This window comes from Methylobacterium sp. 285MFTsu5.1, from assembly GCF_000383455.1.
In the GTDB taxonomy this organism is placed as follows: domain Bacteria; phylum Pseudomonadota; class Alphaproteobacteria; order Rhizobiales; family Beijerinckiaceae; genus Methylobacterium.
In genome coordinates, this window is the sequence record NZ_KB911318.1 from 1 (window position 1) to 15,093 (window position 15,093).

Annotated in this window: 10 protein-coding genes and 2 pseudogenes; 3 read left to right on the forward strand and 9 right to left on the reverse strand. The window is 61.9% G+C overall.

Annotation, left to right across the window (positions count from 1 at the left end; translation table 11 throughout):
* From H288_RS33240 to H288_RS0130810, 3 genes are all read right to left on the reverse strand, one after another.
* Positions 1-415: cytochrome b/b6 domain-containing protein (locus H288_RS33240; RefSeq protein WP_020096407.1), on the reverse strand; the 415-nt coding region annotated here is incomplete at its 3' end.
* A gap of 587 nt (positions 416-1,002) precedes the next feature.
* Positions 1,003-1,161: a hypothetical protein gene (locus H288_RS35370; protein WP_020096408.1), complete on the reverse strand. Its 159-nt coding sequence runs from the start codon at positions 1,159-1,161 to the stop codon at positions 1,003-1,005.
* Between the two features lie 1,604 nt (positions 1,162-2,765).
* Complete coding sequence (locus tag H288_RS0130810) at positions 2,766-3,365, reverse strand: TetR/AcrR family transcriptional regulator (protein ID WP_020096411.1); 600 nt, start codon at positions 3,363-3,365, stop codon at positions 2,766-2,768.
* A 294-nt stretch (positions 3,366-3,659) separates the two neighbouring features.
* Here H288_RS0130810 and H288_RS0130815 point away from each other — a divergent pair, with 294 nt between their 5' ends.
* Entirely contained in the window at positions 3,660-4,364 is a 705-nt protein-coding gene (locus H288_RS0130815) for a glutathione S-transferase N-terminal domain-containing protein (protein WP_026605461.1), read from the forward strand.
* A 329-nt stretch (positions 4,365-4,693) separates the two neighbouring features.
* Here the strand turns inward: H288_RS0130815 and H288_RS33245 are convergent, their stop codons facing one another.
* From H288_RS33245 to H288_RS36180, 6 genes and pseudogenes are all read right to left on the reverse strand, one after another.
* Positions 4,694-5,752: a cytochrome c peroxidase gene (locus H288_RS33245; RefSeq protein ID WP_081636598.1), complete on the reverse strand. Its 1,059-nt coding sequence runs from the start codon at positions 5,750-5,752 to the stop codon at positions 4,694-4,696.
* 798 nt (positions 5,753-6,550) lie between these two features.
* On the reverse strand, positions 6,551-7,336 hold the full coding sequence (locus H288_RS0130825) for an NrsF family protein (protein WP_020096414.1): 786 nt from the start codon (positions 7,334-7,336) through the stop codon (positions 6,551-6,553).
* Entirely contained in the window at positions 7,329-7,904 is a 576-nt protein-coding gene (locus H288_RS0130830; protein ID WP_020096415.1) for an RNA polymerase sigma factor, read from the reverse strand. The genes H288_RS0130825 and H288_RS0130830 overlap by 8 nt, the downstream gene beginning before the upstream one ends.
* Before the next feature lie 328 nt (positions 7,905-8,232).
* Positions 8,233-8,898 carry an NrsF family protein gene (locus H288_RS33250; protein WP_020096416.1) on the reverse strand — a complete coding sequence of 222 codons (666 nt, stop codon included), beginning with the start codon at positions 8,896-8,898 and terminating at the stop codon, positions 8,233-8,235.
* A complete protein-coding gene (locus H288_RS0130840) occupies positions 8,895-9,524 on the reverse strand; it encodes a DUF1223 domain-containing protein (RefSeq protein ID WP_020096417.1) in 630 nt (209 codons plus the stop codon). Before H288_RS0130840 ends, H288_RS33250 begins: the two co-directional genes overlap by 4 nt.
* Positions 9,525-9,803: 279 nt before the next feature.
* A pseudogene (locus H288_RS36180) lies at positions 9,804-10,595 on the reverse strand (IS3 family transposase); the annotation flags it as partial.
* A 689-nt stretch (positions 10,596-11,284) separates the two neighbouring features.
* Between H288_RS36180 and H288_RS34525 the strand changes: the two are divergent.
* Positions 11,285-13,741: a two-component system VirA-like sensor kinase gene (locus tag H288_RS34525; protein WP_245274589.1), complete on the forward strand. Its 2,457-nt coding sequence runs from the start codon at positions 11,285-11,287 to the stop codon at positions 13,739-13,741.
* A 215-nt stretch (positions 13,742-13,956) separates the two neighbouring features.
* Positions 13,957-14,768: pseudogene (locus H288_RS34945) on the forward strand (IS3 family transposase); the annotation flags it as partial.
* Positions 14,769-15,093 lie beyond the last annotated feature (325 nt).

Here is a 15,093-nt window from a genome sequence, read left to right on the forward strand (position 1 = left end):
CGAGGCCGGAGAACTGGACCGGCTTCCAGATGGCCAGCCCGCTGACGACCTGGCTGAGGCCGGCCAGGATGGCGACGATGTAGAGGATCTTCTGGACGGCGTTGTAGGTCGTCAGGTCCTCGTGGGCGAGCTTGAGCCGCAGCGTGTCGCGGACCGTCTGCACGATGTCGCGTGGACGGATCGGCAGGAGGCGCTCGCGCAGGCGTCCGGTCGCGAGGCCGTAGACGAGATAGGCGCCGCCGTTGGCAACCAGCAGCCACATGGCGGCGAAATGCCAGAGCAGGCTCTCGGCGGCCCAGGAGCCGAGCCGGATCGCCTTGGGGAAGTACACGCCGTGGATGATGACGGAATCGTCGTAGATGCCCCAGCCGGAGCCGATCAGAACCACCATCGCCAGCGCGTTCGTCCAGTGCATCACCCGCACCGGCCATGAGTGAAGCCCCTGATCACGAAGACCGGCCCGTGCCCCAACCTTTCCAACCGTTGCCTGCGTAGCGTTTGCCACGTCGCCCATGCTCCACCGTCGTTCGTAAGGCGCCGTCGGTCCGCAGGCGCGGTCGAACCCAGGCCGGCCCCGGCGTTGGTTGTTAGCGATCGCGAAGAGACGCGACCCGGATGCAGTCTGGTTCGCGGGTACGTACTAGCCGGGGCGGCCCTCCTCCCGACCTCCTGGTGCGACCCGGTGTGCGGGTCGCGAAGTGCGTAGCGCAGGTGCGCACGATGCCTTTCGCCTCCACATCATCTCGGTTACACGATGTTCGGACGTTTGACTCAGGGCGGCTTCGGAAGGGTTCTCCGCGAACGTCGAGCCGGGGCGCAAACGGCGGCGCGAGCGGCATCCCGGCTTGATACAGCCGGTTGGCCAGGCGGTGCTGATGGTCTCCGCGGGAACCCGGGCTGCCCGCCGCGTCTCCGCCTCATCCGCCATCCACGGGCCGCAGAACTCGGCCCCGCTTTCCGGCGTCACGCCTGGTGGCCGGCGGATCACGTCGTGAAAAGCGATCAGGAGGCAGGCGAAGCATCAGCGAACCTTATCGCGTGGCGCTCGGCCTTCCCCAACTCGTCGGGAAGCCAGCGCTGGTCCTCGATGTGGTTGGCCTTGCGCAGGCTGTTGTTCTGAGCGGCGAGGGCAGCGGTCAGCGCAGCCTCGGCATCCTCCATGACCTCGTCGTACGGGGGCGGGACGCAGTGGCGTCAGCGTCAAGAGGATGTTGCCGATCGGCGGCGCGCGACGCCGGCCGCCCTGGGCATTGGCGACTGCCGCAGCGGCAGCCTCGATCGTCGCATACGAGATGGTGATCGACTCGGCCATGAGACCACCGCACCTTCGCAAGGTGACACAATGACGAAACAAACGATTGCCTTAGTTATGCCTCAGATATCGCCATTGTCGCGCGCTCAAATAAGAAATACAATCGATGATGTTCGAGAACTTCATAAATCTACATTGGTTGGTGAGCTGCTTGTTTTTTGCAGGAATATTTAGCAATTCAATTGTTTTTTGGCTAAAAGATCTTTGTGTCTGGATTTTTTTTCTCGTGATTTATTTTATTGTACTTATTGTTATTATCGCGCGCCACGATAGGGATCTCAGAATCATTTCTGGCCGCGCCAGACCAGAAAAAGGTTCGTCGGAGATCAAGGAAGATCTCTCAGAACGATAGTCTGATCTGAAGGGTTAATCCAAATTTAGGATCTCTTGCTGGAGGCGAACCATCTCAGACCCAGTAGAGGCAGTCAGTTCGAGCGCCGCGACGGGCGTGATCGGGTTATGGATTATGCCGCCACCTCGCGCGCCGGCTCGGAACCGATCACGCGGAATATGACGGAGTGCCGGATCCCGGCCAGCCAATGTTACGGCTGAAACCATTTCGATATATTCGTGAAAGACAGCTGACTCAACGTCAGCTCATGGTCGACCTTGCATCTAAAATCCTGCTGTGGCTCGCTGTCGCCCTTTTCTTCGGCGCGACGGCGATCTCGATCTCCGTCTTGGCATGACTGCATCGAACCATCGTAAATTCTTCGCGGACGCGCTGCATGCCTCCCGTCGATTAATTCCGCGGATAGCGGAACGTTGAGGCGCGCACATTCATGCAGCTCCTCGAAGCGCTGGATCCGCGAAGAGGCGGTGGCGTCGACCCAACGGCGGCGGTCGTGACAAGGACGTCAACCGCGAAAGATTTCAACTGCAACGAATCAGACACTGCCTTGTAGTTTGAACCGCTTAAATTTGTGCCCTCGCCTCATAATTCGCGTATCAAGCGAGGAAGCCGATGAACTACGAGGATCATGCCTTCGCGGTCCTGAGCGCCCTGCTGTTGTGCGCAGTGCTTGTAGTCGTAGGCTTGGCGGCGATCGCGTTGATTCCCAAATAGGAGACGAGGCGCATTCATTTCCCCGCTCACCGGGGCGGAGTTCTTCACACCGCGGTGCCGCTGGGCATGCAGAGGGACGCCCTCGAACAGGTCGACCCTCGGGTGCTCGGCCACCCAGAAGGCGACGAAGTCGTATGAGCCCCGAAAGCCGTCTAGAATGCCGGGTCAGCGAGCCCTCTCCTTCCATTCGAAAAACGTTCTTCTCTCAGAGGCTTAGCGGGTGCGCAGGAGGCTACTGCCTGTCGAGGCGCGCGGCATCCCGCGGCAATGGACCGAAGCCCGTGGCGGCCGGCGACGACGTCCTCGCCGTAGGAGGCCGATTCCCACAATGTCGCCGGAGCGAGGCCTAGCCATTCAACCGCCCGCGCCCGCCCCAGGGCCGGCCACTTAGCGTTTCGATGAGCTTGCGCCGTCGAGCAGCGCGAGGGCGGGCGCAATCACGTCTTCGAGCAGGCTGCGCTCGGGTCGCGCGCGCGCGAGGGCCCGCACGCCGACGAGAACACCGAGCAGATGCCGGGCGAGCTCCTCCGCCGGAACAGGTCGCGCGATCGTGCCATCTGCCTGGCCCGCCATGACGCAGTTGAGGAAAAATCCCTCCATGCGCGATAGCACGCCGGCGACGATCCGTTCGAAATGAGGATCGTGCGGGGCGACTTCGAGGGCGGCATTCACCAGCATGCAACCCTTCCGCTCCCGGTCGCGGATCGAACGGTCTAGGATCTCGTCGAAGAATGCGCCGATCGCTTCGCGCGGCGGTAGTCTGTCGCAACGCCGGATGCGCCCGAGGATGCTCTCGTCGACGTAACGGTCGAGGGCCTTCTCGTAGAGTCCCCGCTTGTCGCCGAACGCATTGTAGAGGCTCGAGACGGTCATCCCGGTGCTCTCGACCAGGTCGCGGATCGAGGTGGCCTCGTAACCGCGTGCCCAGAAGCATTTGATCGCCGCATCGAGCACGGCCGCCTCGTCGAATTCCCTACGCCTCGCCATTTTGCCATCCGAGCCGCCGCATCTTCATACTATCACCGCCAGCACCGTTGCATTCTAGAACGACCGATCTAAAACTACGTTGGCAGGCCCAACCCTCGGGCTCATTGGGCATCCCGCTCTGCGAGACACGCGGCCCTCCGCCGAACGCCGTTCGGAGCCGTCGGGGTGCCTCTGACCGTCAGGACGGATGCGATGACCGCGACGCAGCTTGCACGCGTCAATTTTTCGACGATGAATCGCTGGCGCGGGACCGTCTTCCCATGCGGTGATGCATCATCAAGGGAGGAGATCCGGATGATACGCCTATATTACCATCCAACGCCGAACCCGGCGAAGGTCGCGCTTCTGCTGGAGGAACTCGCCCTACCCTACGAGATCGTTCCCATCGATACGAGCAGAGGCGAGCAGCACGCGCCGGCCTTCCGTGCCGTCAATCCCAACGGCAAGGTACCGGCGATCGTGGACACCGATGGGCCGGGCGGCCGGGAAATTCGGGTCTTCGACTCGACGGCAATACTTTTATACTTGGCGGAGCGAACGGGGCGGTTTCTCGGATCTCCGGACGACCGACCCGAGCTGCTCTCCTGGCTCATGTTCGTCGCATCGGGCCTCGGGCCGTTTTCCGGCCAGTCTGTCCATTTCCAATTCGCGGCTCCCGAGGGCTTGGACTACGCACGCAACCGCTATCGGCGGGAGGCCGAAAGGCACTACCAGGTTCTCGACGACCACTTGGCCGGCCGCGAATGGATCGTCGGCGACGATTACACGATCGCGGACATCTCCGCGTGGGGATGGCTCGATCGCGCCTCGCGCGTGCTGAAGGGTGAAGATGATCCGCTCGCGGCCTACCCCAACCTCAAGCGTCTGTTCACCACCGTCGACGGACGTCCTGCGGTCCCGCGGGCCCGCGCCGCCGGGAGGAATCATGCGTTCAAGACCGTGAACGACGAGGAGACGAAGCGCGCGCTGTTCCCCTCGAATTACCCCCCGGCCGCGTAATATACGCCGGCGCCGGCCGCCTTTTCAGCCGCGGCCCGAACGCCATGCGGTCCCAAGTCACGGCTGTGCGGCCGGCCGTCGGGCGCCGCCTTCCGGTCCCGCCGGCCCAGTCGGGCACGGACCCGACGGATGGGACTCACCGTTCGGGGAACGCGCCGGTCGGGGCGGAATGGTGTGAGGTGGCGTAGCTGCCCCGCCCCAAACAGAGGCGGACGCCGTCGCCGGTTCCGATCGGGCATGGGCGCTCAGCGCGGCTCGGACCGTCGCCGGTACCTTGCGGCCATCCTGAGAAAGGATCTGCGGCGGCTGCCGGGAAGCAGGGCGGGGCTTCACCGGAGCGTAGGAGGAGCGTCGGCGAAGTCGGCCCACATCAAGTCCCGCTGGGAGGTGGACGTCAATGCATTGAGGAACGCGAGCAGATCCGTTTTTTCTCTCGATGTCAGATGGAGCGGCCTAATTTGGCGCGAGCGACTGGGACGATCTATGCCGCCGCGATCGTAGAGGTCGATGACCCTGTCCAGCGTGCCTACTGAACCGTCGTGCATGTAGGGCGCTCTTCGAGCCACGTCCCGCAGCGTGGGCGTCTTGAAGGCATAACGGAGTGCCGTCGATGACTTGACATACCGTCCGCGGCCGATGTCCGCACCCGAACCGACGCCGATGTCGTGGAACGAGCCATCGGTGAAAGACCAACCGGAGTGGCACGCCGCGCAACCCGCGCGGCCGTTGAACAGATCGAAGCCGCGCCGCGCAGCTGCGCCGATCGCTTCGTCGTCGCCGGCGATCCACCGGTCGAAAGGACTGGTGACGGCGACGATCAAACGCTCGAAGGTCGCGATTGCCGCCTCAAGCTTCCCGAGCGTGACCTCCGGATCCGGGAACGCAGCCGCGAAGGCGGCGCGATAGCCAGCATCCCCGGACACCCGCGCGACCGCCTCCGCCATGGTCAGGTTCATGTTGCCCGGTGCCGTGAGAGGAATGGCGGTCACAGATTCCAGGTCGCGGAACTTTCCGACCCAGCCGAGCGGGCCGTCCTGCCAAGCCATGTTCAAGAGTGTCGGGCTGCGTAGGTCCATATCCGTCTGGTCGCGCGCGGCGGCACGCGCCCGCCCGTCGCCCCAGGCGAGGTCCGGCAGGTGGCAAGATACGCAGGCGCGCGTGCGATCGCCCGAAAGGATTGGGTCGAAGAACGGCCTCCGACCGAGCTCCGCCTTTGCGGCCGAGTATGGATTTTCGGCGGGGAACGGGATTTCGCTGGGCACGCGGTAGGCGGCGCGCCAGTGCCTGCCCCTGGATTCCAGGACGGCCTCCGGCTCGCCAGTAGCGCTGAAAAGGCCCGCGAGTGTAGCGGCGACGAGGCAGGCCTTCCAGACGGAAGATGATCTCATGAAGGCCAGTTTAGAAGACGACAGGTTTGAAAAGCATGATTTCGTTTGTCGACGGGGAGCAATCCTGGCGGCGGCATCTCCGGATGGTCGACGCGCCAGCATATTCGGCGGTGGTGGAATGCCTGCGATCGTATCAATCGAACATCCTCAGCCCGACCGAGGCGGATGCGGGTCACTAGTCCCCCCGCGCAAACGGCGGACGATCGCTCCCGCGTCGCCATAAAGGGTCCGGGTAGGGCGGAGCATGCCGCGATACGGAAGGACCGATCGGTCCGACGCGCCCCCTTCCTCCGCGACGGCTTGGGACGTGACGCCCTCGCCAGAGGTCGAAGAGCAACCGGCGCTTCGCCGGTGGGCCGCGCACCGACCCTTCGCTGCTCCCTCGACTTCGGTCGGCCAGTCCTCGCGCGATAGACTGCATCGTCTGGGCGCCGCTGCCCAATGGTGACCAAGAACCCACCGTTTGTGGGACCGGTTGCGGCGACGTTGTTCCTGGCGTCGCGTGATACCTCCGCCGAAAGCGGCGGCCCGGGATCGACATCGAGCCGCGGGCCGATTCTGGATTGCTCGCCAATCTCCTCCGGAGGTGGATCACCGACGTTCAGAACGCTGGCGGCCCGAATAAACGGCATCGGGAGGCACAGGCCCCGACGTCGACGTCGGGTGATCGGAGGCGGCCGGAGAGTGCGAGCGGAGGATCGAGATGTCTCGACGCTGGATCCGCGACGGGCGAGAAGTACCGGAGCCTTTCGGACAACATTCCCGGACACGGCGTCGTTCGGGTCCTGACTGGTCCGATCACCGCTCCACGGATCCGCGGATGCGGAGCACTTTCCACCGCGATTTACGTTTGCCATCCCCACCCGAGCGGGGCTCCGCGGGCGATGCGCCGGGGTCCCTCCCGCATCCGCGTTCCGCCTCCAGCATGACGGTGCGTCCACGGTCGAGCAAACGTCCGCCGGCGAGACTGTTGAAGCCGATTACCACACCGATCGCGACGAGGTGCACGAGCAGGTCGGTCGCTGTGGCATCGTGCGGGTGGAAAGGGACCAAAAGCGCGGCGGCCGCGGCGGCGGCGGCGAGGCCGCCAAGCGCGGCGGTCAGGTTCGGGCGCAGAGGATAGGCACGGCGCAGCATCACGACCAGGAGCGCGGAGAGCGGCAGCGAGACGCTCATCAGGAAGACGAAGCAGCCGCGCATGGTCTCCGTGCCAGGTATGTCGGAAGCTGGAGCGAGCCAATCGCGCAGACACCCCAGACCGCTGGCACCAAGCCAAAGCATGAGCGGGGGGATCGGCAGCACCGCCCAGGCGGCAGAGCGATCCGGCACGCTGGTGTGGAAAGCCGCCACAGATGCCGCGAACGCGGTCAGGACCGCGCCCAAGGCGGCGTACCGCAGGTCTGCGACGCCGAGCCGATCCCAAAGGCCCTCGGCACCGCGGAAGACATACAGGACGAAGCCAAGCGCGACGGCCGCCATGCACCAGGCCAAAGCGCGAACGCCGGGCGGCGGCAGGCGGCGGACCGGCGCAAGCTCCGAGGCCAGTTCGTCGATGAGGCGGTCGTGGGGATTGTACTCAGTCATCTCCGTTCCCACTACCGGGTACAAGTGCGGAACGGAGAGACTTCAAGGCGCGATGAAGATTGACCTTCAAAGCTCCCTTGCTCCGCCCCGTTACCGCTGAAGCCTCGTCCAGGGACAACTCCCGAAATGCGAGATGCTCCACCGCTTGGCGCTGTCCGTCCGGCAACCTCGCCACAGCCGCCGCAAGTTGTCGGTCGCGGTAGTGCGACTCCAGGCCATCGCCCGGGCCGGGACCCGCGTCGGGCTGGGACTCGAAGGCGTACGGATCGTAGACCTCCTGCGGGCGTCGAGCGCCGCGGCGTATGGCGTCGATGGCGCGACGCTGGGTGATGGCGCGCAGCCAAGGCAAGAAAGGCCTAGCCGGATCGTAGGTCGCCCGCGCCCGATGGACTGTGAGCAATGCCTCCTGCACCACATCGTCGACGGCCGCCCCGCGGACGCCTTGCGCACGCGCCATGGCGGCGACGGCCGGGACACAATCGCGCAGCAGTGTCCGGTAGGCGTTCGCGTCGCCCTCTTGAGCCGCTCGCATGGCCGCAGCCAACGCGACCTCGCTGGAAGGGCTCATCGCTCGTGCCCCCACGGCGCGCGGCCCGCTTCGCTCTGTCTGCATCGGTTTACCGGGCATGTGGCCGAACTCGGCCGAACGCGGCATACTGGCCCTCGACCTGCGCTGGCTCAACGGTCCGCCTTACAAATCGGGATCACGGTCTCGTACGCCGCACCCTTCGCCACTGGGGTTAGGCCGACCTGCGACAAGGGCGAAGAGCGATGCCTTGTCGTGGACAGGGAGGGTTGTTTCGTTCATGCGACCGACTCGGTCCGATGGCGTGACGGAGCCATCGTAGATGCGGGTTTCGCCCCGATGGCGCAAAGGTTACCGCGTCACGTTCGTGTCAGGACATCCGTGCTGGGACGAGGACGGCACAGGCGCCAGACAAAAGCGCCACCGCCGATGCGTGAAAGAGACAATCCTCTGCCGTCATCGCGAAGGGATGAAAGAGACCGAGGATCGACGCGGCCGCCGACGCCGCCGCGAGGCCCGCCAAGGCTGCGGTCCGCTCCGGCCAGAGCGGATAGCCTCTCCGTAGCAGCCCAATGAGAAGCGCCGCGAACGGGAGACCGAAGCCGAGGATGAAACCGAAGCACGCGTAGGCCCGGGCAACGGCCGTGTGAGCCTCGACCGGCCCTTCAGACATGGCCTGGACGAGGCCGGCAACGATCCAGCACATGAGCCCAGGTAGCGGGAGCAGCGCCCATTCGCGGCCACGATCCGGCAGGCTGGTCATCGCTGCTGCGAGGGCGGCAGTGATCGCCGTCGCGGCGGAACCGAGCATGGAAAGGAGGAGGATTGGTTCAGCCGAATAGCGCGCGCAGAGATCGGACGTGTCGCCGACCATAAGCAGCGAGGTCGCCGGGAGGCCGACGTACAGCATCCATCCTAGGACACGCGAAAAGGGAGCGGTGAACGGCCTTACCGGATCCACCTTGGCGACGAGTTCGTCGATCAGGCGGTGATGGCCGGGGGCGGGCATCGTTGGTCCGTCCTCCATGTGGCTCATGCGCTCGTTGACCGACGAGCGGCACCGTCGATCCAGCTGCCGGCTTGTGGCCAGATCATCGCCTGGCCCTCCTCCGCGGCCGAAGGCGCATCGAGACCGATGGGCCAGCCTTCCCAGGTGCCGAGGTCGCAACGGAACCGCTTCACGTCGGCCTGCTCGATGGCGCGACCGGCGTTCTCGCCGGGTCTCACTAGGGCGGGGTGGGCAGGATAGAAGCCGATGACCAGAAGGCGGGTCATGCCTCGGCCGGAACCCAGGGAAACCGCTATACGATCGTCGCGCCGAGGAACGCTGAGTTCCGTCGCCGAGCGCGCTTTCACCTTCGTCTGAACCAAGGTCGCAGCGACAGCGGCACGGCGCGATCTTACGACACTGCGCCGCCCCTCGATAACAAACTGCGGCGTGAAGCTGCCGTCCTCGAGCCGGCTGGCGTAAGCGGCCTGCTGTCGGCTCGCGCAACCGAGATCGAATCCGCGCGGCAAGAGGTCAGGACGGGTCGCAAACTCGCCTAGGAGCGCTTGAGCGGGCCGGCAAGGCGAGCAGCTCTGGGACGTGAACAGGTCGACCACCAAGGGACGCGCCCGCGCCGGACTGGGCGACGTGGAGAGCTGCAAACGGGTCGACATGGCAAGCCCCCTCGGGACGGGTCATCGTCCACCCTGTTCGCCGCGTTCCAACGAGTCGTTACTCACACCCTCGTTCACGTCATCGGCAAGTGGCGGGACTTCGGAGGAAGTTGTGCTTGCTGCACAGCGATGCTCGCTCTGGCGAGCCAGTAACCGAACGCCGATGGCTGCTATCGGCAATCTGCACAATGAGCGCGCTTGAAGCAGGACCGGCACTCGCGCCAGCAACGACGACGGCCGTAAACCTCCTTGCTTGAGCAGCGCCTTCGAGATCATCTACGGACCCCTGTAACAATGGAATTGCTCTGGGATGCCGTACAGGCAGGTCCCTTCGGCCAAGGCCTCGATGACACCCAAACTGTTGGCGCGCTGCGCCACCTTCGATGCAAGGCATGCCCAGCTGTGCTCGTCGATCAGCGTCAGGATGCGCGGAGAGCGCCCATCGTGAGTTTCAGCCTGCACCAAGACGAAGTGCCAAACGTAGTTGCGACGGAGCGGGCGTACCCGCACGCAGGAGCCGTCATTCAGTCAAAGCGGGCTGCGCGGTCGGTGCTTTCGTGGGACGGTGAGCCCCTCGCGACGCCAGATGCGCTGAACCCGATTATTTCCCAACCGCCAACTGCCAGCAGCAGTGCGGTGATACGGTGGCGACTATAGCACCCGTACTCGGATGCCAAGACGATAATGGATTAGATCAACGCAATCTCACCCGCCAACACGGAGGACACATAGCCTTAAGCGCCAAGGTGCTGGCCGACAACCCGAAAAGCGTGGCATTACGAGAGGCCGTCCACGCTCCGGATGCCAGCAACCGCCCGCCGGCATCGCTCGAAGGCGACAAGTTTGCCGCCACCACGTCCGCCAACACCCGACTCTCTACGGACAGATCGTCCACAAGCCGGCACAGCAGAGCCTTCCCGCGCTGGAGATCCTTCATCTTCCGAGCCTGATCGGCCTGCAAACCAACGTACTCCTTGCAACAGCGTGGAGCACTCTGCTCCGAGATCTTCGCCTCCTTGCATGAGAGCGCAAAGCTATTGCCCGTGCTGTCTGCACCGCGATTTGGCGCATCTAAAGCACGACCTATTCGGGGCCGGTCTTACATCCTCGCCGCATGTCCGCCCCTCTGCGCCTCCGCTGATCCGCCAAGTCAATCAGGTTCCATTTCCGGTCGATCGAGTCGATTTGCTCGTATATTTCTCGTCAAGATTGTCCCAATACATCGTCAGAAAACCAACTTCGCCTCGACGTGGAAGCATAATTTTTCGTACCAAACACGAGTCATCCTGCTGCAGCACCACATTTGAACGATAGAGCACCATCTGGGACTATCCCAATGACACATTTTGACGATATGGCGGTGCAGGAAGGACCGAAATGCATTCCGATGACTTCGCGTGTAATCGCGGGTGAAAGGCATTCTAAAGTGGCGTTGAACGAATGCGGCCTTCCGCGAGTGCACACGACGCCCTTTTCTAACCAATGCTACCGCCGCGGAAGCCGCCGAAGTGCGACCAAACGTTTAGATGAACTGAGTGCGGCACTCGTCCAATCGCAGCATTGCCGACCCGCCCAGCCGCAAAACCGGCTTCAGCGAGATGGCAGTTTTTATGGTCCTGCATCCATGACACCGCTGCGACCCTCAACATCTTCCTCGCAGATTTCGGATTGCATCGGTAGACGAGATAAAAAATTGGCAGCCCTAGACAGATCGTGCCAATCGAAAGAAGCGTATTCGAGTCCCTTTCACGCACAGTGAGATGATAGATACACCCGATGGCGCCATGAGATTGACATTACAAGCCGTCGTCGTCAGTGCTTTGCTGGCGTCATTGTTGACTTGGCTAATGATCAACGGGCAACCGGAGATGGACGCAGTCTATGCGCATACCCAACGCATGATTGACGGTCTCGCTCTCGCTGAATCGCGGATGCAGCACGACGTGCTTAGGGCGCGGACCGGCCTCCTACGCAACTACGACCCAATTAACGTTCACATTGAGAAGATGCAGGCGCAGTTGCTCGAATTGCGCATGGCGAGCGCGACAGCTCCCAAAGAAATACATGAACTGTCTGATGCTGTAGACCAAGAAATACAGATGGTCGAACGCTTCAAGACATGCAATGCTCTTGTTCGAGCCTCCTTGATAAACGTCCAATCGCTCAGTGATGCACTATCACAATCCGATATAAATCCCGCTTTTATGCACACAATCGCGGTACTTCAAATACAGGTGAGAGAACTTGACCATGATACGAGCATCGACCATTTGAACAACGTTCGGTCTCGTCTTGATATGCTAGCGACCGCTACATATAAGGCGGACATCCAAGATAAAATCGACGCTGTTGTCCTTCATGGCCGCCAGCTTCTAAATGAGCTGCCGCAGCTTGACAAGCTTACTTTATCCCTGACGACCTCCTCTAGCGCGGCAGCCCGTCAAGCCCTCTCAGAGGCTCATCGCGTACTGCGCGATCAGAGAGAGACTCGCTCGAACCTCTTTCGATTGGCTCTCTATGCGGCAGCAATGACCTTGCTAGTCCTGATGCTTCGCATCGGCCTCCTGATGCACGCGAGCGCCATGGTCTTACAACGCACCATCGCCTTCCAGGCTGCTGTAGCTCATGCCGCGAATCGCTTCCTTGCAAGTCAGCCTGATGAAATTTCGGCAAGCATAACTGAGGTTCTTGCCATTGTCGGAGAGGCGGCACGAACAGATAATGGTTACGTACTCATGCTCGATGAGTCCGAAACAACTTTTTATTGGAGCCGATCCGGTGACGGCGATCTAGACGATTGGCCACATAAGTGCAGGCTGTTGATACAAGACATTGATAAGGAGTCCGAAGAACAACTATTCATCATCACAGCGAGCAGTAACGGCCCTCCATTGTTTATCGAGGCTTTAAAAAATCGTGGGGTGACTACCTTCACGTGCGCGCGCCTCAAAAGAAATGGGCAACTAGTTGGAATATTGTGCTTTGAGAGAATAACAAGCCTCGCTCCCGCTTGGCTTCTACATTCGCGTGGTTTGCTGCAGGTCGTGGCTGACAGCTTCGCGGCCGCCTTGGAGCGCCAGCAGGCTTGTGCCGAGCGCGCCGAGATAGAGGAAGCCCTTCGGCGGGCTCAACGGTTAGAAGCTATCGGTACCTTCGCTAGCGGCGTAGCGCATAACTTCAACAACGTACTGAACGTAATGTTGGGGCACGCTGAAATTGCCATTGAAGCTCTGCCGGGCCGCCCGACACGTGCTGCAAATCAAATCGAGATGTTAGTTCAAGCTGGCGGGAGGGCACGTGAGATAGCGGGACAGATCCTCGATTACGGACGGCGAGGCAGTGGGGCAGACCGCAGAAGCGCAGTTGACGCAATCGTAGCCGAAACCTTCGACCAGATACGCTCGTCATGTCCAGAGGCAGGGGCTCTCCGCCTGATGGGATTAACAGAGGGCGCCAACGTCGGCGGCGAGCCAGCGCAACTGCAGCAGGTTATTCATAACCTGGTCCGAAACGCCCTTCAGGCTTCTGATCCGGGTCAGCCCATCGAAGTTCGCCTCGATCGCATTAAGCTCGGCGACCCGCAGGATCTCTCTCATGGCAGCCTCCGACCTGGCGAGTATGCCCGGATTAGTGTGTCAGATATCGGCCGCGGCATGGATGACGCAACATTGCGGAGAGTTTTTGAACCATTCTTTACCACCCGCTCTATGGGTACGGGTCTTGGGCTTGCAACAGCTTACGAGTTTGTCGACGAGCAGCGTGGAGCCTTCCACGTATGTAGTATGTTGGGCGCTGGCAGCACTTTCGAAGTGTGGTTACCGATACGGTCGCAATTCGATACTCGTCTTTCGACAGCAGCTGGCACAGTCATGGTCGTCGGGAATGATCGCAACGCCATGCTAGAAGATGAGGAAATCTTAGCTTCATTAGGTTTAGAGCCCGTAGGGTATTCAAATTTAGATATCGCGCTAAAAGCTCTACGAGATGACCCCGGGCGCTTCAATTTGCTAATTCTTGAAAATTACCGGTCCATGTCCTTGAGCCTTGATTTCGCCCGCCATGCAACGAGAATGGTCAATATCCCTATTGTGCTTTCAATCTCGGCGTCAGAACAAATTCGGCCCGAGATCCTTTCGTCGATCCCTATTGTTGACATCTTGCGCCGTCCATGGCGTCCGAGGGACATTGCGCAGACCATAAGACGTCACATAATATAATGGCATTATTGCTTTTGATCATAGCTGCATATTTGATCGATGTTGGGGTTTGAGGCTTCAGTACGGAATTTATCATTTTTGGTATTTTGTCCACTTTAAATGTTTCATGATCATAGTGGCAGGATTCACAATCCGTATGACCCTGACCCAGCAAACTGGTCCGCGTCGAGCGCAAGTTTTTCGGGCATCCTGAACCCTGAAGGAGGGTGGATGCCATGCCTCGCAAACGCTTCACGAACGAGCAGATCGCCTTTGCCCTGCGGCAGGCGGAGAACGGCGCGACGGCGGACGAGGTCTGCCGGAAGATGGGTGTGTCCGAGCCGACATTTTACCGCTGGAAGAAGCAGTTCGTCGGCATGGGCGTGCCGGAGATCCGGCGGCTGAAGCAGTTGGAGGATGAGAACAGCAAGCTCAAACGGCTGGTCGCCGACCTGACGCTGGACCGCTCCATGCTGCAGGACGTGCTCAAGCGAAAGTGGTGAGGCCCGCCGCTCGCCGTGAAGTCGCCGGTCACCTGCAGGTGGCCTACGGCATCAGCGAGCGTCGGGCCTGTCAGGCCACCGGCTTCGGCCGCTCGTCTCAGCGCTACCGCAAGCGCGCCGATCCGCAGGTAGCTCTGCGCATGCGGCTGAAGGAGCTCGCTGCCGCGCGGGTGCGCTACGGCTACCGACGGCTGCACATCCTACTGCGACGGGAGGGCTGGGAGGTGAACCACAAGCGCACCTACCCGATCTATCGCGACGAGGGACTGTCGATCCGGCCCAAGCTGCCCAAACGCAAACGGGCTTGGCGCTACCGGCAAGGGCGGCCGGCCATCGGTGGACCGAACGAGGTCTGGGCCATGGACTTCATGTCCGACCGCCTGTTCGACGGGCGTCCGTTTCGGATCCTGACGGTCGTCGATTGCCATACGCGAGAGGCGCTCTCGCTCACACCGAGAGTCAACTTCCGCGCCTTCTAGGTGGCCGAGGCCCTGGACGCACTGGTGAACCTCCGCGGTCGTCCAAAGAGCCTACGGGTCGACAACGTCCTACGTAGCGAGGAAGGACGGCTGGTCGGGCAACAGGTCTTCGTCCGCGAACATGCGCCCGCGGTGTGTTTGTCGTCAACGTCGATCCAGGCGGCTCCTGCCGATCCGGAAGAACTCTCGGCCTGAGCTCACACAGGATCCAGCCGATGCACGCGGCACCGTGGTCCTCACCGTCCTCAACACGAGATGTCGATCCAGGCAGGAGACCCGAGCATTGTCTACAGGGTCGTGGTTCTCACGCCCTCACGGCTCTGCTGAGAGGGGTTCTCCCACCTGGCACCGGCCCCTCGACGAAGGGCCGGTAGTCGGCACCGGTCTTGAT

Coding starts and splice junctions, on each gene's coding strand:
- H288_RS35370 (WP_020096408.1), bottom strand. CDS start 1,161: ATGGAGGATGCCGAGGCTGCGCTGACCGCTGCCCTCGCCGCTCAGAAC.
- H288_RS0130810 (WP_020096411.1), bottom strand. CDS start 3,365: ATGGCGAGGCGTAGGGAATTCGACGAGGCGGCCGTGCTCGATGCGGCG.
- H288_RS0130815 (WP_026605461.1), top strand. CDS start 3,660: ATGATACGCCTATATTACCATCCAACGCCGAACCCGGCGAAGGTCGCG.
- H288_RS33245 (WP_081636598.1), bottom strand. CDS start 5,752: ATGAGATCATCTTCCGTCTGGAAGGCCTGCCTCGTCGCCGCTACACTC.
- H288_RS0130825 (WP_020096414.1), bottom strand. CDS start 7,336: ATGACTGAGTACAATCCCCACGACCGCCTCATCGACGAACTGGCCTCG.
- H288_RS0130830 (WP_020096415.1), bottom strand. CDS start 7,904: ATGAGCCCTTCCAGCGAGGTCGCGTTGGCTGCGGCCATGCGAGCGGCT.
- H288_RS33250 (WP_020096416.1), bottom strand. CDS start 8,898: ATGAGCCACATGGAGGACGGACCAACGATGCCCGCCCCCGGCCATCAC.
- H288_RS0130840 (WP_020096417.1), bottom strand. CDS start 9,524: ATGTCGACCCGTTTGCAGCTCTCCACGTCGCCCAGTCCGGCGCGGGCG.
- H288_RS34525 (WP_245274589.1), top strand. CDS start 11,285: ATGATAGATACACCCGATGGCGCCATGAGATTGACATTACAAGCCGTC.